Annotated in this window: 17 protein-coding genes; 5 read left to right on the forward strand and 12 right to left on the reverse strand. The window is 72.1% G+C overall.

Going from position 1 to position 18,297, the window contains the following annotated elements; all coding sequences use genetic code 11:
* Positions 1–13: 13 nt before the first annotated feature.
* Genes ACFW47_RS07515 through deoC form a run of 3 tightly spaced genes read right to left on the reverse strand, consistent with a single transcriptional unit; the run spans position 14 to position 3,307 of the window.
* Positions 14–907: an aldehyde dehydrogenase family protein gene (locus ACFW47_RS07515; RefSeq protein ID WP_386305111.1), complete on the reverse strand. Its 894-nt coding sequence runs from the start codon at positions 905–907 to the stop codon at positions 14–16.
* A complete protein-coding gene (locus ACFW47_RS07520) occupies positions 900–2,336 on the reverse strand; it encodes an aldehyde dehydrogenase family protein (protein WP_386305112.1) in 1,437 nt (478 codons plus the stop codon). The genes ACFW47_RS07515 and ACFW47_RS07520 overlap by 8 nt, the downstream gene beginning before the upstream one ends.
* A 5-nt stretch (positions 2,337–2,341) precedes the next feature.
* Entirely contained in the window at positions 2,342–3,307 is a 966-nt protein-coding gene (deoC, locus tag ACFW47_RS07525; RefSeq protein WP_386287138.1) for a deoxyribose-phosphate aldolase, read from the reverse strand.
* A gap of 170 nt (positions 3,308–3,477) precedes the next feature.
* Here deoC and ACFW47_RS07530 point away from each other — a divergent pair, with 170 nt between their 5' ends.
* Positions 3,478–4,179, forward strand: a complete 702-nt coding sequence (locus tag ACFW47_RS07530; protein ID WP_386305114.1) for a PH domain-containing protein — start codon at positions 3,478–3,480, stop codon at positions 4,177–4,179.
* 84 nt (positions 4,180–4,263) lie between these two features.
* On the opposite strand, the gene ACFW47_RS07535 is transcribed toward ACFW47_RS07530, so the two are convergent.
* The 4 genes from ACFW47_RS07535 to ACFW47_RS07550 form a co-directional block, all read right to left on the reverse strand.
* Positions 4,264–5,499: a hypothetical protein gene (locus tag ACFW47_RS07535; RefSeq protein WP_386287134.1), complete on the reverse strand. Its 1,236-nt coding sequence runs from the start codon at positions 5,497–5,499 to the stop codon at positions 4,264–4,266.
* 184 nt (positions 5,500–5,683) lie between these two features.
* A complete protein-coding gene (locus ACFW47_RS07540; RefSeq protein ID WP_386305239.1) occupies positions 5,684–7,354 on the reverse strand; it encodes a phospho-sugar mutase in 1,671 nt (556 codons plus the stop codon).
* 529 nt (positions 7,355–7,883) lie between these two features.
* Entirely contained in the window at positions 7,884–8,708 is an 825-nt protein-coding gene (locus ACFW47_RS07545; RefSeq protein ID WP_382719093.1) for a purine-nucleoside phosphorylase, read from the reverse strand.
* A 104-nt stretch (positions 8,709–8,812) separates the two neighbouring features.
* Positions 8,813–9,250, reverse strand: a complete 438-nt coding sequence (locus ACFW47_RS07550; RefSeq protein WP_386287132.1) for a gamma-glutamylcyclotransferase — start codon at positions 9,248–9,250, stop codon at positions 8,813–8,815.
* Positions 9,251–9,321: 71 nt separating this feature from the next.
* Here ACFW47_RS07550 and ACFW47_RS07555 point away from each other — a divergent pair, with 71 nt between their 5' ends.
* Complete coding sequence (locus tag ACFW47_RS07555; RefSeq protein WP_386287130.1) at positions 9,322–10,770, forward strand: NAD(P)H-quinone dehydrogenase; 1,449 nt, start codon at positions 9,322–9,324, stop codon at positions 10,768–10,770.
* A 180-nt stretch (positions 10,771–10,950) separates the two neighbouring features.
* Complete coding sequence (locus ACFW47_RS07560; protein ID WP_386287128.1) at positions 10,951–11,925, forward strand: DeoR/GlpR family DNA-binding transcription regulator; 975 nt, start codon at positions 10,951–10,953, stop codon at positions 11,923–11,925.
* Positions 11,926–11,974: 49 nt separating this feature from the next.
* On the opposite strand, the gene ACFW47_RS07565 is transcribed toward ACFW47_RS07560, so the two are convergent.
* Entirely contained in the window at positions 11,975–13,747 is a 1,773-nt protein-coding gene (locus ACFW47_RS07565) for an acetyl/propionyl/methylcrotonyl-CoA carboxylase subunit alpha (RefSeq protein WP_386287126.1), read from the reverse strand.
* A gap of 374 nt (positions 13,748–14,121) precedes the next feature.
* On the opposite strand from ACFW47_RS07565, the gene ACFW47_RS07570 reads away from it, so the two are divergent.
* Positions 14,122–14,601, forward strand: coding sequence for a hypothetical protein (locus tag ACFW47_RS07570; RefSeq protein WP_386305116.1), 480 nt, complete (start codon positions 14,122–14,124; stop codon positions 14,599–14,601).
* Here the strand turns inward: ACFW47_RS07570 and ACFW47_RS07575 are convergent.
* The 4 genes from ACFW47_RS07575 to ACFW47_RS07590 form a co-directional block, all read right to left on the reverse strand.
* Entirely contained in the window at positions 14,570–15,190 is a 621-nt protein-coding gene (locus ACFW47_RS07575) for a nucleoside triphosphate pyrophosphatase (RefSeq protein WP_386287122.1), read from the reverse strand. The genes ACFW47_RS07570 and ACFW47_RS07575 overlap by 32 nt on opposite strands.
* Positions 15,191–15,222: 32 nt before the next feature.
* Entirely contained in the window at positions 15,223–15,351 is a 129-nt protein-coding gene (gene mmpB / locus ACFW47_RS07580; protein WP_079187310.1) for a morphogenic membrane protein MmpB, read from the reverse strand.
* A gap of 114 nt (positions 15,352–15,465) precedes the next feature.
* On the reverse strand, positions 15,466–15,675 hold the full coding sequence (locus ACFW47_RS07585; RefSeq protein ID WP_386287120.1) for an acyl-CoA carboxylase epsilon subunit: 210 nt from the start codon (positions 15,673–15,675) through the stop codon (positions 15,466–15,468).
* A 9-nt stretch (positions 15,676–15,684) separates the two neighbouring features.
* Positions 15,685–17,277, reverse strand: a complete 1,593-nt coding sequence (locus ACFW47_RS07590; protein WP_386287118.1) for an acyl-CoA carboxylase subunit beta — start codon at positions 17,275–17,277, stop codon at positions 15,685–15,687.
* 110 nt (positions 17,278–17,387) lie between these two features.
* Here ACFW47_RS07590 and ACFW47_RS07595 point away from each other — a divergent pair, with 110 nt between their 5' ends.
* Entirely contained in the window at positions 17,388–18,254 is an 867-nt protein-coding gene (locus ACFW47_RS07595; RefSeq protein ID WP_386287116.1) for a biotin--[acetyl-CoA-carboxylase] ligase, read from the forward strand.
* Positions 18,255–18,297 lie beyond the last annotated feature (43 nt).

Here is an 18,297-nt window from a genome sequence, read left to right on the forward strand (position 1 = left end):
GTGACGTGGCGGCTCAGTACGACGAACCCGACGCGCCCAGCGAGCCCGTCGGGTGCCAGACCGTCTTCGTCTCCAGGAACGCCGTCATGCGGTCGGTGCCCGGTGTCGCCGACCAGCCCGCGTCGTCCACAGGCTGTGGACGCAGGACGCGCTTGAGGTTGTCGGCCGCCGCGATCTCCAGCTCCTTCGCCAGCGTCTCGTCGGCGCCCGCGAGGTCGATCGCGTTGACGTCCTGGTGGGCGGCGAGGGGCGTGGCGATCTCCGCCGTACGGCCGGAGAGGATGTTGACCACGCCGCCGGGGAGGTCGGAGGTGGCCAGGACCTCGCCCAGGGAGAGGGCGGGGAGGGGCGACTTCTCCGACGCCACCACGACCGCCGTGTTGCCGGTCGCGATGACCGGGGCGACGACCGAGACCAGACCCAGGAACGACGACTCCTGCGGGGCCAGGACGGCGACGACGCCGGTCGGCTCCGGGGAGGAGAGGTTGAAGAAGGGACCCGCGACCGGGTTGCCGCCGCCGACCACCTGGGCGATCTTGTCGGTCCAGCCCGCGTACCAGACCCAACGGTCGATCGCGGCGTCCACCTGCGCCGCCGCCTTCGACTTCGACAGGCCCTCGGCGTCGGCGACCTCCGCGACGTACTGGTCGCGGCGGCCCTCCAGCATCTCGGCGATGCGGTAGAGGATCTGGCCGCGGTTGTACGCCGTCGCGCCGGACCAGCCGCCGAACGCCTTGCGCGCGGCGACCACCGCGTCGCGGGCGTCCTTGCGGGAGGAGAGCGGGGCGTTCGCCAGCCACTTGCCCTTTGCGTCGGTCACCTCGTACACCCGGCCGCTCTCGGAACGCGGGAACTTCCCGCCGACGTACAGCTTGTAGGTCTTCAGCACGCTGAGTCGGTCAGACATCGAGGTACGCCTCCAGGCCGTGGCGGCCGCCCTCGCGGCCGAAGCCCGACTCCTTGTAGCCGCCGAACGGCGAGGTCGGGTCGAACTTGTTGAACGTGTTGGACCAGATCACGCCCGCGCGGAGCTTGTTCGCGACCGCCAGGATGCGCGAGCCCTTCTCCGTCCAGATGCCGGCCGACAGGCCGTACGGCGTGTTGTTGGCCTTGGCGACCGCCTCGTCCGGCGTACGGAAGGTGAGGACGGACAGGACCGGGCCGAAGATCTCGTCGCGGGCGACCGTGTGCGCCTGGGTGACGTTCGTGAAGAGCGTCGGGGCGAACCAGTAGCCGGTCGAAGGGAGTTCGCAGGCCGGGGACCAGCGCTCGGCGCCCTCGGCCTCGCCCTGGTCGGCGAGCGCGGTGATCCGGGCCAGCTGCTCGGCGGAGTTGATCGCGCCGATGTCGGTGTTCTTGTCCAGCGGGTCGCCGAGGCGGAGGGTGGAGAGCCTGCGCTTGAGGGAGTCGAGGAGTTCGTCGTGGATCGACTCCTGGACCAGGAGACGGGAGCCCGCGCAGCAGACCTGGCCCTGGTTGAAGAAGATGCCGTTGACGATGCCCTCGACGGCCTGGTCGATCGGGGCGTCGTCGAAGACGATGTTCGCGCCCTTGCCGCCCAGTTCGAGCGTCAGCTTCTTGCGGGTGCCCGCGACCGTGCGCGCGATCTCCTTGCCGACGGCCGTGGAGCCGGTGAAGGCGACCTTGTTCACGTCCGGGTGGGCGATCAGCGCCGCTCCGGCGCGGCCGTCACCGGTGATGATGTTGACGACGCCCTTGGGGAGACCGGCCTGGCGGCAGATGTCCGCGAAGAACAGGGCGGACAGCGGGGTCGTCTCGGCGGGCTTGAGGACGACCGTGTTGCCCGTCGCGAGCGCCGGGGCGATCTTCCACGCCAGCATCAGGAGCGGGAAGTTCCAGGGGATGACCTGGCCGGCGACGCCGAGCGGGCGCGGGTTCGCGCCGTAGCCGGCGTGGTCGAGCTTGTCGGCCCAGCCCGCGTAGTAGAAGAAGTGCGCGGCGACCAGGGGGAGGTCCGCGTCGCGGGTCTCCCTGATCGGCTTGCCGTTGTCCAGGGTCTCCAGGACGGCCAGCTCGCGGCTGCGCTCCTGGATGATCCGGGCGATGCGGAAGAGGTACTTCGCGCGCTCGGAGCCGGGCAGCGCCGACCACTTCTCGAAGGCCTTGCGGGCGGCCTTTACGGCACGGTCGACGTCCGCCTCACCCGCCTCGGCGACCTCGGAGAGAACCTCCTCGGTCGAGGGGGAGACCGTCTTGAAGACCTTGCCGTCGGCGGCCTCGGTGAACTCGCCGTCGATGAACAGGCCGTACGAGGGCGCGATGTCGACGACCGCGCGCGACTCGGGCGCCGGTGCGTACTCGAAAACAGGTGCCATGGTGATCAGTCCACCGTCACGTAGTCGGGGCCGGAGTAGCGGCCGGTGGCCAGCTTCTGGCGCTGCATCAGCAGGTCGTTCAGAAGCGAGGAGGCGCCGAAGCGGAACCAGTGGTTGTCCAGCCAGTCCTCGCCCGCGGTCTCGTTGACCAGGACCAGGAACTTGATCGCGTCCTTGGCGGTACGGATGCCGCCGGCCGGTTTCACACCGACCTGGACGCCGGTCTGGGCGCGGAAGTCGCGGACCGCCTCCAGCATGAGGAGGGTGTTGGCGGGCGTGGCGTTCACCGCGACCTTGCCGGTGGAGGTCTTGATGAAGTCGGCCCCGGCCAGCATGCCGAGCCAGCTCGCGCGGCGGATGTTGTCGTACGTCGACAGTTCGCCGGTCTCGAAGATGACCTTCAGACGGGCGGACGTGCCGCAGGCCTCGCGCACGGCGCTGATCTCGTCGTACACCTTCATGTAGTTCCCCGCGAGGAAGGCGCCGCGGTCGATGACCATGTCGACCTCGTCGGCGCCCGCCGCCACGGCCTCGCGCACGTCGGCCAGCTTGACGGCGAGCGAGGCGCGGCCCGCCGGGAACGCCGTGGCGACCGAGGCGACCTTCACGCCCGAGCCGGCGACGGCCTCCTTGGCGGCGGGCACCATGTCGGGGTAGACGCAGACGGCAGCCGTGGTGGGGGCGGTGCGGTCGGTCGGGTCGGGGTGGGCCGCCTTCGCGCCGAGCGCCCGGACCTTGCCCGGGGTGTCCGCGCCTTCCAGCGTCGTCAGGTCGACCATCGAGATGGCGAGGTCGAGGGCGTACGCCTTCGCGGTGGTCTTGATCGAACGGGTGCCGAGCGAGGCGGCGCGCGCCTCCAGGCCGACCGCGTCGACGCCGGGCAGCCCGTGGAGGAAGCGGCGCAGCGTGCTGTCGGACGCGGTGACGTCGGCGAGTCCGTGTGCGGGAGCAGCGGATGCAGTGGTGGGCATGGTCACCAGGCGAGCATATCTACGCGCGTAGCGGCTGTACAGTCCCGTGCGGTTGTTCCGCGGTCGTCCCGTGGTTGTCCAAGGGGCGGCACGGCCGGTGAGCGCGGTCCGGCACCGCCTGCCAGCCCCGTGCGTCAGCCCCGTGCGTGGCGTCGGGCACAATCGGCTGCATGACGACCCCGGAGCCCCAGTCACCGTCGCCGCAGCCTCCGGTACCCGTGTCCAAGGACCGGGTCTACCGCTCGCCCGCAGGCATCGCCGGTGGCGTTCTGCTGCTCGCCCTCGCCCTCTGGCTCGGTATCGACGCCGTGGTCGCCGGGGAGGGGCGCACCCCTTGGCTGGCGCTCGCGGCGCTGCTGTTCCTCGTGCCGCTCATCGCCACCTACACCGTGCGGCCCGCCGTCTTCGCCAACGACGACCGGCTGCGCGTGCGCAATCCGTTCCGCGTGATCGTGGTGCCCTGGGGGCAGGTCGCCTCGTTCCGGTCGGCGTACTCAAACGAGGTCCTCACGGAGAGCGGCGACAAGTACCAGCTGTGGTCCATCCCCGTCTCGCTGCGCGGCCGCAAGAAGGCGGCACGGCAGGAGGCACGGCGGGCCGCCGGGGCCGGCCGGGGGCGGGGGCGCGTGCTCGGCGGCTTCGGGCAGTTCGGGGCCAAGGCCGACATCGACGGCGCGGAGCCGGACGCGGCGGTGGACCGGCCGGTGCGCGCCGAGGCCGACAAGATCATGGACGAGCTGCGCGACCTGTTGGAGGCACGCAAGCCGGCCAAGACCTCGCAGGGCGAGGTGACGGTGCGGTGGGCCTACGAGATCGTCGCGCCGGTGGTGGTCGGGGCGGTGCTGTTGGCGGTGCTGATGGCCGTCGGATGATGGTTGTCGGTTGTCGGTTGTTGATTGATGGTTGCGGTGGTGGTCGGGGCGGGCTCGGGCGCGGGGTGACCCTGGCCGGGTGCGTCAAGGCGCCGCCGACCAGACCAGGAGCATGTACGCACCGCAGTAGGCCGAGCCCAGGACCGCTGCCGTCAGCACTAGCGCGCGGTGGCGCCGGGAGGCGCGGGACAGGTGCAGGGCCAGCGGCAGGAGCAGTGGGAAGGCCGGGAGCAGGAACCGGGCGCGCGGGAAGTAGACGCCCCCGCTGCCCAGCACGATCACCAGCATCACGCCCGTGTAGACCAGCAGCGCGGGCGGCTGGCGGTCCCACGCCGACAGGCCGAACAGCACCACCGCCCCGACCAGCGTGAGCGTCACCATCACCAGGAACAGCTGCGGGGTCGGGTCGCGCCACAGCAGCCACCGGAACTGGTGCAGGGTGCGCAGGCCGCCGTCCAGCTCGTTGTACCAGAGCCGCTGTACCGCGAAGTAGCCGTCCCAGCGGCCCAGCCGCAGCCCCACCCAGGCGAGGTACGCGCACCAGCCGAGCGGCGCCAGGACCGCGGCCGCGACGACGCGCGGGGTCAGGGCCCGGTGCCGGGCGAGGTGCAGCAGGGCCGTCACCGTGACCGCGGCCGCCACCGCGATGCCGGTCGGGCGGGTCAGACCCGCCAGCGCGGCGCAGCCGGCCGCCCACAGCCAGCGGCCCGTCAGCACCGCGTACAGCGACCACGCCGCGCACGCCGTGAACAGTGACTCGGTGTAGCCCATCCACTGCACCGCGCCGACCGGGAACGCCGCCCACAGCGTGGTCAGCAGCACGCCGACGCGGCGGCCGTGCAGGCGGTCGCCCACGGCGAAGATGCCCCAGGCCGCGACGAGCGAGGCGACGACCGCCAGGCCGAGGCCCGTGGAGGCGCGGGAGCCGGGCGTCAGGACCGCCACCGCCTTCACCAGGACGGGATAGAGCGGGAAGAACGCCAGGTTGTTGGCGTTGGGGGTGGTGCCGAGCTCGTCGGTGTAGCCGTGTTCGGCGATGCCCAGGTACCAGTCCGAGTCCCACTGCGCGGCCAGGTTGACCCACAGGTCCTGGTGACGGCGGGGGGCCCAGAAGGCGAGTACCGCGAGACCCGTCAGGCGTACGGCGAGGTAGGCGGCGAGGGCGGGGGCGGCGTACCGGGCGGCTTCGCGCGCGGTGTGCAGGAGGTGCCGGGCGCGGGCCTGCTGGGCGTGGGGCGGCGTGGAGGTGGGCGGGGTCCGAGGGCGTCGGGTGCCGGGGATGTGTCCGTTTGGGGTGGTCTTGGGCGCGGTCGAGGACACGGCGGCGGCTCCCTGGCTCTCGGCGGTGCTGTTCCGGTCCACCGTTGCCCGGAGGGCGTCCAGGTAAGGCGAGGGTGCGTCAAAGAGCCGCGGGATGTCACCCGATGGGGTGCCGCCGGGTGGGGCACCCCGTGGGGATCGGGTGACGTACGGGGGGGGGGGAGGGGACGTGCGGTCGGTGAGGTCAGATGCCCGCGGCCGTCGACAGGTCCTGCTTGAGCGCCGTCAGCCGGTCCCTGGCCGTCGCGCGGGCCTCCGGGAGGTCGGCGTGCGCCGAGACCGGGACCACCACCTCCAGGTAGCACTTCAGCTTCGGCTCCGTACCGCTCGGGCGGACGATCACCCGGGCGCCGTCGAGCGTGTAGCGCAGGCCGTCCGTGGGCGGAAGCGTGCCCGTGCCCCGGGTGAGGTCCTCCGCGTTCGTGACGGGCAGGCCGGCCAGGTGGGTCGGGGGCTGTTCGCGAAGGCGGCGCATGGCGGCGGCGATCAGGGAGAGGTCCTCGACCCGTACCGAGAGCTGGTCGGTGGCGTGCAGGCCGTGCTCGACGGCGATGTCGTCGAGGAGGTCGAGGAGGGTGCGGTTCTCGGCCTTGAGGGCGGAGGCCAGCTCCGTGATCAGGAGGGCCGCCGTGATGCCGTCCTTGTCGCGGACACCCTCCGGGTCGACGCAGTAGCCGAGGGCTTCCTCGTAGCCGTAGCGGAGGCCGTCGACCCGGGCGATCCACTTGAAGCCGGTGAGGGTCTCCTCGTACGGGAGGCGCGCCTTCTCGGCGATGCGGCCGAGGAGGGAGGAGGACACGATCGACTCGGCGAACGTGCCGTGCGCTCCGCGGGTGACCAGGTGGGCGGCGAGGAGGGCGCCGACCTCGTCGCCGCGGAGCATGCGCCAGTCGCCACCGGTCCCTTCGGGGACGGCGACCGCCAGGCGGTCGGCGTCGGGATCGTTGGCGATGACCAGGTCGGGGGCCGGGGTCGTCTCGCGGGCCTTCGCGAAGGCGAGGTCCATCGCGCCGGGCTCTTCCGGGTTGGGGAAGGCGACGGTCGGGAAGTCCGGGTCGGGGTCGGCCTGCTCGGTGACGAGGGTGGGGGTGGGGAAGCCGGCCCGGGCGAAGGCGGCGAGGAGGGTGTCCTTGCCGACGCCGTGCATCGCCGTGTAGACGGTGCGGGCGGTACGGGGGGAGTCGGGGGCGAGGACGGCGTCCGTGCGGGCGAGGTAGGCGTCGAGGACGTCGTCGCCGAGGGTCTGCCAGCCGGTGGTGGGGCGGGGGACGTCGTTCAGGGAGCGTACGGCGTCGATCTCGGCGGCGATGTCGGCGTCGGCCGGGGGCACGATCTGGGAGCCGTCGCCGAGGTACACCTTGTAGCCGTTGTCGCGGGGCGGGTTGTGGCTGGCGGTGACCTCAACGCCGGCGACGGCGCCGAGGTGGCGGATGGCGAAGGCGAGGACGGGGGTGGGCAGGGGGCGGGGGAGGACGGCCGCGCGCAGGCCGGCGCCGGTCATGACGGCGGCGGTGTCGCGGGCGAAGTCCTCGGACTTGTGGCGGGCGTCGTAGCCGATGACGACGAGGCCGGCTGTGCCGTCCCCGTGGGGGGTCCCCTGCTTCTTCAGGTACCCGGCGAGGCCGGCGGCGGCGCGGATGACGACGGCGCGGTTCATGCGCATGGGGCCGGCACCGAGTTCGCCGCGCAGGCCGGCGGTGCCGAACTGGAGGGTGCCGGCGAAGCGCGCGGTGAGCTCGGTGTGGTCCTCGGCGTCGATGAGCGTGGCGAGCTCGGCGCGGGTGTCCGCGTCGGGGTCCTCGGCCAGCCATGCCTTGGCCCGGGCGAGGAGGTCGTCGTCGTGCACGTCGGTCAGCCTCTCGTGGTGTGGGTGTGGGTGCCTGCGGCGCCTGTGCGGGTTCGGTGGGGGTGCGGGTAGCGCGGTGGTGGGGTTGTGGGTCGGGGCGGCGCCGGGGGGTGTCCGTCCTCGGAACGGCGCGGAATCGGTCGGCTACGGGGGTGGACGGCGTTGACGCGCCAACCGCTGCGGGCGGACACCCCCGTACACGTCCCCTTCCCGCCGTACGCGGCCTTCCGTCCGCGCGGCGCCGCCGGGCTGCGGGCCGCCGTCCCGGCCCAGCTGCGGGCAGTCGTGCCTCCCCCAGTGCCTGGACGGTCTGGGAGGTGCCCCCAGGGCGGCACGGGTGGGCGGTGGGGGCACCTCCCGTTCGAGCGAAGCCGAGAGTGGGGAGGCACCCCGTCAGCGCCGGGTCGCGCGACCCACCCCGACGGCCACACCCGCGCTGGGGGCGAAGTGACCCCCGGGGTGACGTCGCCGGACGCGAAGGCGACGCCGGGTGACGTCACCCGTCCCGCGCCCCCCCGCGAGGGCAACGCCCCCAGGACTACAGGCGCCCCAGTACCTGCGTGAGCAGCGAACCCATCCGTGCGGCGGAATCACGCCCCGCCTGCAGAACTTCCTCGTGGTTCAGCGGCTCCCCCGTCATGCCCGCCGCGAGGTTGGTCACCAGGGAGATGCCCAGCACCTCCGCGCCGGCCTCGCGGGCCGCGATCGCCTCCAGGACCGTCGACATGCCCACCAGGTCGGCCCCGATGACGCGGGCCATGCGGATCTCGGCCGGCGTCTCGTAGTGCGGGCCGGGGAACTGGGCGTAGACGCCCTCCTCCAGCGTGGGGTCGACCTCCTTGCACAGGGCCCGCAGGCGGGGGGAGTAGAGGTCGGTGAGGTCGACGAAGTTGGCGCCGATGATGGGGGAGGTGGCGGTGAGGTTGATGTGGTCGCTGATCAGGACCGGCTGGCCGGGGCGCATGCCCTCGCGCAGGCCGCCGCAGCCGTTGGTCAGAACCACGGTCTTGGCACCGGCGGCGACGGCGGTGCGGACGCCGTGGGAGACGGCGGCCACGCCGTGGCCCTCGTAGTAGTGGGTGCGGCCCAGGAAGACCAGCGCGCGCTTGTCGCCGAGGGCGTACGAGCGGATCTTGCCGCCGTGCCCCTCCACCGCGGGCTTGGGGAAGCCCGGCAGGTCGGTGACCTGGAACTCGGCCTCGGGGGCGCCCAGGGCGTCCACGGCCGGTGCCCAGCCGGAGCCCATCACGAGGGCTACGTCGTGGGACTCGGCGCCGGTGAGTTCGCGCAGGCGGGCCGCGGCGGCGTCGGCGGCGGCGTAGGGGTCGCCCTGGATGTCGTCCGGAAGAAGAGATGCGTTCACGCCGAAGAGGGTAGCCGGTTTACGCCTACGCGCGTAGATGACGGAGCTCACGGGATTGTGATTGTTGTTTTGTTGTTTCTGACGAGAGGCTCGTCCGGCAGGGGTCAGCAGGGGCGTTTGCGGAGTTCCATGACGTAGTCGTGGGGTGCGCCGGCCGATTCGGCCGCGTCCGCCACCTCGCCCAGGTACCGGGCGGAGGGCAGGCCGCCCTCGTAGGCGTTCAGGACGTAGGTCCAGGCTTGCTCCTCGCCGTCCAGGGTGTGGACGCGGACGCGGGTGCGGCGGTAGATGTCCAGGCCCACGCCCTCCCAGCGGTCCAGGGAGTCCTCGTCCATCGGGGCGATGTCGTAGAGGGAGACGAAGACCTGGGAGATCGGGTCCTCCACGAGGGTGGCCAGCGCGCCCTCCCAGCCCATGTGCTCGCCCCCGAAGGTCAGCCGCCACCCGTTCAGCCAGCCGGTCGCGCGCAGCGGCGAGTGCGGGGCGCGGCGGGTCATCAACCGCGCGTCGAGGTTGCCGGCGTACGCGGCGTAGAGCGACATGGGGAGAGGGTACGCGCCGTTCTTGTAACGACTGCGCCCCCGGGCGGCCCGACGTTGAAGGGTGCGGGACAATGGAGTACGTGACTCGGATCGTGATCATTGGCGGCGGACCCGGCGGATACGAAGCGGCGCTCGTGGCCGCTCAGCTCGGCGCGGAGGTGACCGTCGTCGACTGCGACGGTCTGGGCGGGGCGTCGGTGCTGACCGACTGCGTGCCGTCCAAGACCCTCATCGCCACGGCTGAGGTGATGACCACCTTCGACTCGTCCTACGAGGAGCTGGGGATCATCGTCGCCGACGACACCCCGCCCATGGAGCAGGCCGCCCGGGTGGTGGGCGTCGACCTGGGGAAGGTCAACCGGCGGGTGAAGCGGCTCGCGCTGGCGCAGTCGCACGACATCACCGCCTCCGTGACGCGCGCGGGGGCGCGGGTCATGCGCGGGCGCGGGCGGCTGGAGGGCATGCAGGCCCTCGACGGGTCGCGGAAGGTCGTGGTAGCGGCCGCCGACGGGAGTGAGGAGACGCTGACCGCCGACGCGGTGCTCATCGCCACCGGTGGGCATCCGCGGGAGCTGCCGGACGCGCGGCCCGACGGTGAGCGGATTCTGAACTGGACCCAGGTGTACGACCTGGATGAGCTGCCCGAGGAGCTCATCGTGGTCGGGTCGGGTGTGACCGGTGCCGAGTTCGCCGGTGCCTATCAGGCGCTCGGGTCGCGGGTCACGCTCGTGTCGTCGCGGGACCGGGTGCTGCCCGGAGAGGACCCGGACGCGGCGGCTGTGCTGGAGGACGTGTTCCGGCGGCGGGGCATGAACGTCATGTCGCGGTCCCGGGCCCAGTCGGTCAAGCGGGTGGGGGACCGGGTGGAGGTGACGCTCGCCGACGGGCGCGTCATCACCGGGTCGCACTGTCTCATGGCCGTCGGTGCCATTCCCAACACGGAGGGGATGGGGCTGGAGGAGGCCGGGGTCAGGCTCAAGGACTCCGGGCACATCCGTACCGACCGGGTGTCGCGGACCTCGGCTCCCGGCGTGTACGCCGCCGGTGACGTCACGGGCGTCTTCGCGCTGGCTTCGGTGGCCGCCATGCAGGGGCGGATCGCCATGTACCACTTCCTGGGCGACGCGGTCACTCCGCTGAACCTGAAGACCGTGTCCGCCAACGTCTTCACCGACCCCGAGATCGCCACCGTCGGGTACTCGCAGGCCGACGTCGACTCCGGCAAGATCGACGCCCGCGTGGTGAAGCTGCCCCTGCTGCGCAACCCGCGCGCCAAGATGCAGGGCATCCGGGACGGCTTCGTCAAGATCTTCTGCCGGCCCGGTACCGAGATCGTGGTGGGCGGCGTCGTGGTGGCGCCGCGGGCCTCGGAGCTCATTCATCCGATCTCGATCGCGGTCGACAACAACCTGACGGTCGAACAGATCGCGAACGCCTTCACCGTGTACCCGTCTCTTTCGGGGTCGATCGCGGAGGTCGCGCGGCAGCTGCACACGCGGAAGGCCGGCGGGGAGGGCTGAGCGGCGGTCGTCGCGGCCGGAATCGAATCCCCGCCGGTCACGGGGAGTTGCGGCGCTTGCGGACGGCATAGGCGGCTCGGGTAGGCACGTATACCACTTCCGCCTCTGCCGTGCGAACAACTTCTGTTATTCGGCGCATACTGCTGAAAGCAGACGGTCGTTGGGGTTACTGTCAGTTTCGTGTTCGCTGCAGAACGTCGCCAATTGATCCTCGAAATGGTGCGAGCGAACGGGGCCGTGTCGCTCCGTGAGCTCGCCCGCGTCGTCCAGACCTCCGAAGTGACCGTACGGCGGGACGTGCGCGCACTGGAGGCAGAAGGACTCCTCGACCGCCGGCACGGCGGTGCGGTATTGCCGGGCGGGTTCACGCGGGAATCCGGCTTTCCGCAGAAGTCACATCTCGCGACCGCCGAGAAGACGGCCATCGCCGACCTCGCCGCGGGCTTCGTCGAAGAGGGCGAGGCCATCGTGGTGGGGGCGGGGACCACGACGCAGGAGCTGGCGCGCCGGCTCGCGCGGGTGCCCGGGCTGACCGTCGTCACCAACTCGCTGCTGGTGGCCCAGGCCCTCGCCCACGCCAACCGGGTCGAGGTGGTGATGACCGGAGGCACGCTCCGGGGATCCAACTACGCCCTGGTCGGGTCGGGCGCCGAGCAGTCCCTCCAGGGGCTGCGGGTGTCCAAGGCCTTCCTGTCCGGGAGCGGGCTGACGGCGGAGCGGGGGCTGTCCACGTCCAACATGCTGTCGGCCTCCGTCGACCGCGCGCTGGTGCAGGCCGCCGCCGAGGTGGTGGTGCTCGCCGACCACTCCAAGCTGGGCACGGACACCATGTTCCAGACCGTGCCGACGGACGTCATCACCCGCCTGGTCACGGACGAACCGCCCGCCCACGACGACCGCTGCGCCACCGAGCTGCAGGCCCTGGCGGACCAGGGCGTGCAGATCGCCGTGGCGGGGGCGGGCGCGGCGGGGGGCCCCGGTGCCTCGGGGGGTGAATCCGCCCCGGCACGTCAGCAGCAGCGCCGGGACGTGCCGCTTCCGGGGCCACGCCGTCAGGTCCCGGGCGCCGCCGCGGGGCTTCGGCCGGCCGCGGCCATGGGTGAGCAGAACGCCGGGGCGGAACGGGCACGCGTCGCGGACCTGCGCCGACGCTGACCCCCCGTACGGTCCGTCGCGTCCCCGTCATGTGGCGCGGTGCGGGTGATCAGTCCTTGATCTCGCAGATCGCTGCGCCGGAGGTGACCGAGGCGCCGACCTCGGCGCCCAGACCCTTGATGGTGCCGGCCTTGTGGGCGTTGATGGGCTGTTCCATCTTCATGGCCTCCAGGACGACGATCAGGTCGCCCTCCTGGACCTCCTGGCCCTCTTCCACGGCGATCTTGACGATGGTGCCCTGCATGGGCGAGGCGAGGGTGTCGCCGGAGGCGGCGGGGCCGGACTTCTTGGCCGCGCGGCGCTTGGGCTTGGCGCCTGCCGCCAGTCCGGTGCGGGCCAGGCTCATGCCGAGCGAGGACGGGAGGGACACCTCCAGGCGCTTGCCGCCGACCTCGACGACCACCGTCTCGCGGCCCGCCTCCTCGTCCGTCTCCGCGTCGGCGGGAGAGGTGAAGGGCTTGATCTCGTTGACGAACTCCGTCTCGATCCAGCGGGTGTGGACCGTGAACGGGTCGGAGGAGCCGGTCAGCTCGGGGGCGAAGGCCGGGTCGGTGACGACCGCGCGGTGGAAGGGGATGGCGGTGGCCATGCCCTCGACGGTGAACTCCTCCAGGGCGCGGGCGGCGCGCTGCAGGGCCTCCTTGCGGGTGCGGCCGGTGACGACGAGCTTGGCGAGCAGGGAGTCCCAGGCCGGGCCGATGACGCTGCCGGACTCGACGCCGGCGTCCAGGCGGACACCCGGGCCGGTCGGCGGGGCGAAGGTGGTCACGGTGCCGGGGGCGGGGAGGAAGCCCCGGCCGGGGTCCTCGCCGTTGATGCGGAACTCGAAGGAGTGGCCGCGCAGCACCGGGTCGTCGTAGCCGAGCTTCTCACCGTCGGCGATGCGGAACATCTCGCGCACCAGGTCGATGCCGGCGACTTCCTCGGTGACCGGGTGCTCGACCTGGAGGCGGGTGTTGACCTCCAGGAAGGAGATCGTGCCGTCGAGGCCGACGAGGAACTCCACCGTGCCGGCGCCGACGTAGCCGGCCTCCTTGAGGATCGCCTTGGAGGCGGAGTACAGCTCGGCCACCTGGGCGTCGGAGAGGAAGGGCGCGGGGGCCTCCTCGACGAGCTTCTGGTGGCGGCGCTGGAGCGAGCAGTCACGGGTGGAGACGACGACCACGTTGCCGTGCTGGTCGGCCAGGCACTGTGTCTCCACGTGCCGGGGCTTGTCGAGGTAGCGCTCGACGAAGCACTCCCCGCGTCCGAAGGCGGCCACGGCCTCGCGCACGGCGGAGTCGTAGAGCTCGGGGACCTCTTCGAGGGTGCGGGCGACCTTCAGACCGCGTCCGCCGCCGCCGAAGGCGGCCTTGATCGCGATCGGCAGGCCGTGCTCCTTCGCGAACGCCACGACCTCGTCGGCGCCGGAGACGGGGTCGGGGGTGCCCGCGACCAGCGGGGCGCCGGCGCGCTGGGCGATGTGCCGGGCGGCGACCTTGTCGCCCAGGTCGCGGATGGCCTGCGGCGGCGGGCCGATCCAGATCAGGCCCGCGTCCAGGACCGCCTGCGCGAACTCGGCGTTCTCCGAGAGGAAGCCGTAGCCGGGGTGGACGGCGTCCGCGCCGGACTCCCGCGCGGCCTTGAGGACCTTGGAGATGTCCAGATAGCTGGCGGCAGGGGTGTCACCACCCAGGGCGAACGCCTCATCAGCGACGCGGACATGCAGAGCGTCCCGGTCCGGGTCCGCGTAGACGGCCACGCTCGCGATCCCGGCGTCCCGGCAGGCCCGGGCCACGCGGACAGCGATTTCGCCACGGTTGGCGATGAGCACCTTGCGCACGATTGAGGCTCCCTCCTTGAAACAAGCCGAGTTTAGGGACTGCCGACACGACACATCGACCCGTCCCCAATGGTGAGCTTGCCCACACGGAGCGTGATTCGAGGCTCGCTCGACCCGCGAAAGTCCTTGTCGTACCGCGATACGCAGGACTCTTCGGGGAAACCCTAGCCCCCCGATGTGGGCAAGGTCTCTGTAAGAGGGTGCTGCGGGCCACTCTGTTTCTTTGTGGAGTCCCTACGAATGGCCCAATGATTCTTTGCTCGCGGCAGAACCCTTGTCGCGGGGTTTACCCGTTAGTAGCGTTCCGGATGTCTCGAACGTACTTGGGGTAACAGCTGCCGTGTGCGGCAGCGGTCGAAAGTGGGTGGGGACCGGTGGCAGTGCGCAGGCCGGTGGCGTGGACCGTGGCGGTCGTGCTCTTCGCGGAGGCGGTCGGCGTCGCGGGGCTGAACTGGTTCCTCGGGGTCGTCGTCGACCGCCAGGACATGTCCCTGGCCGGTCTCGACCCGGACGTGATGTCCGTGTCCTCGAAGATCGGCGGGATCGTCTTCGGGCTCTACTTCGCGCTGTGCGGGCTGGTGGCCCTGCTGGTGGCGGTGCGCGACCGGTCGCCCGCGGGCCTCGGCCGGATCCTGCTGATCAGCGCGGCCGTGGTGCACGGCCTGCTCGGCGCGTTCTCCTGGGGCCTGGTCGGCCGGCACGCCTTCCTGGCCATGATCCTCGTCCTCGGCCTCATCGTGCTGCTGCTGATGACCTACGACGCCCGGGACGGGGCCGCGGCCGGACGGACCGGCGACGGCAAGGGGGACGGCGGCTCCCCGGTCAGCCCTCCGCCGGCGCCCACAACTCAGTGATGCCCACCCCGAGCTGGGCCAGCAGGCGCCGGAGCAGGGGCAGGCTGAGGCCGATCACGTTCCCGTGGTCGCCCTCGATGCCGTCGATGAACGGGGCCGAGCGGCCGTCCAGGGTGAACGCCCCGGCGACGTACAGGGGCTCGCCGGAGGCCACGTAGGCGGCGATCTCCTCGTCGGTCGGCTCGCCGAAACGGACGACGGTGGAGGCGGTGGCCGAGACGTGGCGGCCGGATGCGGTGTCCCAGACGCAGTGGCCGGTCTGGAGGGTGCCCGCGCGGCCGCGCATCGCCTTCCAGCGGGCGGTGGCCTCCTCGGCGTCCGCGGGCTTGCCGAGAGCCTGCCCGTCCAGGTCCAGCACCGAGTCGCAGCCGATCACCAGCGCGCCGTGCACCTCGGGCTTGGCGGCCACGACGGAGGCCTTCGCCTCGGCGAGGGCCAGGGCGAGCTCGGCCGGGGTGGGCGCGGTGACGGCGTCCTCGTCGACGCCGCTGACGAGGACCTCGGGGACGAGTCCGGCCTGACGGAGGAGGCCGAGGCGGGCCGGGGACTGGGAGGCGAGGACGAGTCGCCTGCGGCGCTGAGCGGTCATGGGGTCAGGTTAGCCACCGGTGCCGGTGCGGCTCACCTCAGGCCGAGCACGATCATCGCCAGCAGCATGGCCGTGGCCAGGAGGACGCTCAGCCGCCGCAGCATGTGCTGCATGTCGCGCAGCTCTTCGGGCGGCTCGTTCTCGGGGTCGGACCACAGCATGCCACCAGCGTGGGGCCTGAGCGGCAGGGGGCGCCTGAGTAGCGGTACTCAAATGGGCGCCCCCCCGTTGTCCCACTGTGCGCGGTTCCCCGCGTCCCTGGGGGTCGTTCCGCCTCAGCCCGGCCAGTAAGTGCGGCCCCATGACGCCGGGCCCGGGTGGGGCAGGCGGGCGGCCGCGATCCGGGACGGGTCGGACCACGCGTCGCGCGGGGGCTCGGCGCCGGACGGCTCGGCGGTCGCCGTCGCGGCGCGGGCGCGGACCACCGCCAGGGCGGCGGCCAGCTCCTCGGGGGTGGGGTTGCCCCGTACGACCTTGATCGTCACAGCGGCTCCTTACAGGGGGATGTTGCCGTGCTTCTTCGGGGGGAGGGATTCCCGCTTGGTACGCAGCTGACGCAGGCCGCGCACGATGTGGCGGCGGGTGTCGGACGGCATGACCACCGCGTCGACGTAACCGCGCTCGGCCGCGACGTAGGGGTTGAGGAGGGTGTCCTCGTACTCCTGGATCAGGCGGGCCCGGGTGGCCTCGGCGTCGTCACCCGCCTCGGCGATGGTGCGGCGGTGCAGGATGTTGACCGCGCCCTGGGCGCCCATGACGGCGATCTGGGCGGTGGGCCAGGCCAGGTTGAGGTCGGCGCCCAGGTGCTTGGAGCCCATGACGTCGTAGGCGCCGCCGAAGGCCTTGCGGGTGATGACCGTGATGAGCGGGACGGTGGCCTCGGCGTAGGCGAAGATCAGCTTGGCGCCGCGCCGGATGATGCCGTCGTGCTCCTGGTCCACGCCCGGGAGGAAGCCGGGAACGTCCACGAAGGTCAGGACCGGGACGTTGAAGGCGTCGCAGGTGCGCACGAATCGGGCCGCCTTCTCCGAGGCGGTGATGTCCAGGCAGCCGGCGAACTGCATCGGCTGGTTGGCGACGATGCCGACCGGACGGCCCTCGACCCGGCCGAAACCGGTGACGATGTTCGGCGCGAACAGCGGCTGCGTCTCGAAGAACTCGCCGTCGTCGAGGACGTGCTCGATGACGGTGTGCATGTCGTAGGGCTGGTTCGCGGAGTCCGGGACGATCGTGTCCAGCTCGCGGTCCTCGTCGGTGACCTCGAGGTCCGCCTCCTCCGGGAAGGCCGGGGGCTCGGAGAGGTTGTTGGAGGGCAGGTACGACAGCAGCTGCTTGACGTACTCGATGGCGTCCTTCTCGTCGCCCGCCATGTGGTGCGCCACGCCGGAGGTGGAGTTGTGGGTGCGGGCACCGCCCAGCTCCTCGAAGCCGACGTCCTCGCCGGTGACCGTCTTGATGACGTCGGGGCCGGTGATGAACATGTGGCTGGTCTGGTCGACCATCACCGTGAAGTCGGTGATCGCGGGGGAGTAGACCGCGCCGCCCGCGCACGGGCCGACGACCAGGCTGATCTGCGGGATCACACCGGAGGCGTGGGTGTTGCGGCGGAAGATCTCGCCGTACGCGCCCAGCGAGGCCACGCCCTCCTGGATGCGGGCGCCGCCGGAGTCGTTGATGCCGATGACCGGGCAGCCGGTCTTCAGCGCGAAGTCCATCACCTTGACGATCTTCTGGCCGTAGACCTCGCCCAACGCCCCGCCGAAGACGGTGAAGTCCTGCGAGAAGACGGCGACCGGGCGGCCGTCGACGGTGCCGTAGCCGGTGACGACGCCGTCTCCGTAGGGGCGGTTGGCGTCGAGGCCGAAGTTGGTGGAGCGGTGCCGGGCGAATTCGTCCAGCTCGACGAAGGACCCCTCGTCGAGGAGGAGGCCGATGCGCTCACGGGCCGTCAGCTTGCCCTTGGCGTGCTGCTTCTCGACGGCGCGTTCCGAACCGGCGTGCGTCGCTTCCTCGATACGGCGCCTCAGGTCCGCGAGCTTGCCCGCGGTCGTGTGGATGTCGGGCTGCTGCTCTTCCGGCTCGGACATCGGGATGCGGCTCCCTGCCTGCTCAAAAGGGGGGACGGTTACTCGTTCGTAGAGTAGTAGGGGGCCTTCCGTTCGGCAGTGCGGTCTTTCCCACACCTAGGGTGGGTTGCATGACGCCCCGAGATGCCTCTGGCCCCTCCAGCAACCGGTGGTCCGACCTGAGCCGGCCGCCCCTGAGCACCACGGCCCTGCGCCGGGGACTGGTGCGCGAGGGCGGGCTGTGGCGGCGGGTGGACGTCGTGCAGCGCACCGGGTCCACCAACACCGACCTCGTGGCAAGGGCCGCGGAGGGGGACCTGGCCGAAGGGGCGGTCCTCGTCGCGGAGGAGCAGACCGCCGCGCGGGGGCGGCTGGACCGGCAGTGGTCGGCGCCGCCGCGCTCCGGTCTCTTCTTCTCCGTACTGCTGCGGCCCGCCGAGGTGCCCGTGCAGCGCTGGGGCTGGCTGCCGCTGCTCACCGGCGTCGCGGTGGCGACCGGGCTGTCCCGGGTCGCGGGCGTCGACACGGCCCTGAAGTGGCCCAACGACCTCCTCGTCACCGTCGGCGACGAGGAGCGCAAGGCGGGCGGCATCCTCGCCGAGCGGGCCGGCGACGACGGGGTCGTCATCGGCGTCGGCATCAACGTCAGCCTCCAGGCGGACGAGCTGCCGGTCGCGCGGGCCGGGTCGCTCGTGCTGGCCGGTGCCGTGAACACCGACCGGGACCCGCTGCTGCGGGGCGTGCTGCGGTCCTTGGAGGACTGGTACGGGCGGTGGCGGGAGGCCGGGGGCGACCCGGCGGCCAGCGGGCTCCAGGAGACCTACGCCGCCGGGTGCGCGACGCTCGGGCGGATGGTGCGGGCGGAGCTCCCGGGCGACCGGTCGCTGGTGGGGGAGGCGGTCGCCGTGGACGGGGACGGCAGGCTGGTGCTGGCCACGGGGGCCGGTGTGCAGGAGCCGGTGGGGGCGGGGGACATCGTGCATCTGCGGTTGGCGTGAGCGCTGCCGGGGCGGGGCCGCGGGAGGGCGGCCGGCGGGGGCG

The sequence above is a fragment of the Streptomyces sp. NPDC058796 genome, assembly GCF_042745235.1.
Taxonomy (GTDB): domain Bacteria; phylum Actinomycetota; class Actinomycetes; order Streptomycetales; family Streptomycetaceae; genus Streptomyces.

Excerpts from the sequence above, each read along its gene's own strand:
- ACFW47_RS07515 (WP_386305111.1), bottom strand. The coding sequence starts at position 907 with ATGTCTGACCGACTCAGCGTGCTGAAGACCTACAAGCTGTACGTCGGC.
- ACFW47_RS07520 (WP_386305112.1), bottom strand. The coding sequence starts at position 2,336 with ATGGCACCTGTTTTCGAGTACGCACCGGCGCCCGAGTCGCGCGCGGTC.
- deoC (WP_386287138.1), bottom strand. The coding sequence starts at position 3,307 with ATGCCCACCACTGCATCCGCTGCTCCCGCACACGGACTCGCCGACGTC.
- ACFW47_RS07530 (WP_386305114.1), top strand. The coding sequence starts at position 3,478 with ATGACGACCCCGGAGCCCCAGTCACCGTCGCCGCAGCCTCCGGTACCC.
- ACFW47_RS07550 (WP_386287132.1), bottom strand. The coding sequence starts at position 9,250 with ATGTCGCTCTACGCCGCGTACGCCGGCAACCTCGACGCGCGGTTGATG.
- ACFW47_RS07555 (WP_386287130.1), top strand. The coding sequence starts at position 9,322 with ATGGAGTACGTGACTCGGATCGTGATCATTGGCGGCGGACCCGGCGGA.
- ACFW47_RS07575 (WP_386287122.1), bottom strand. The coding sequence starts at position 15,190 with ATGACCGCTCAGCGCCGCAGGCGACTCGTCCTCGCCTCCCAGTCCCCG.
- mmpB (WP_079187310.1), bottom strand. The coding sequence starts at position 15,351 with ATGCTGTGGTCCGACCCCGAGAACGAGCCGCCCGAAGAGCTGCGCGAC.
- ACFW47_RS07590 (WP_386287118.1), bottom strand. The coding sequence starts at position 17,277 with ATGTCCGAGCCGGAAGAGCAGCAGCCCGACATCCACACGACCGCGGGC.
- ACFW47_RS07595 (WP_386287116.1), top strand. The coding sequence starts at position 17,388 with ATGACGCCCCGAGATGCCTCTGGCCCCTCCAGCAACCGGTGGTCCGAC.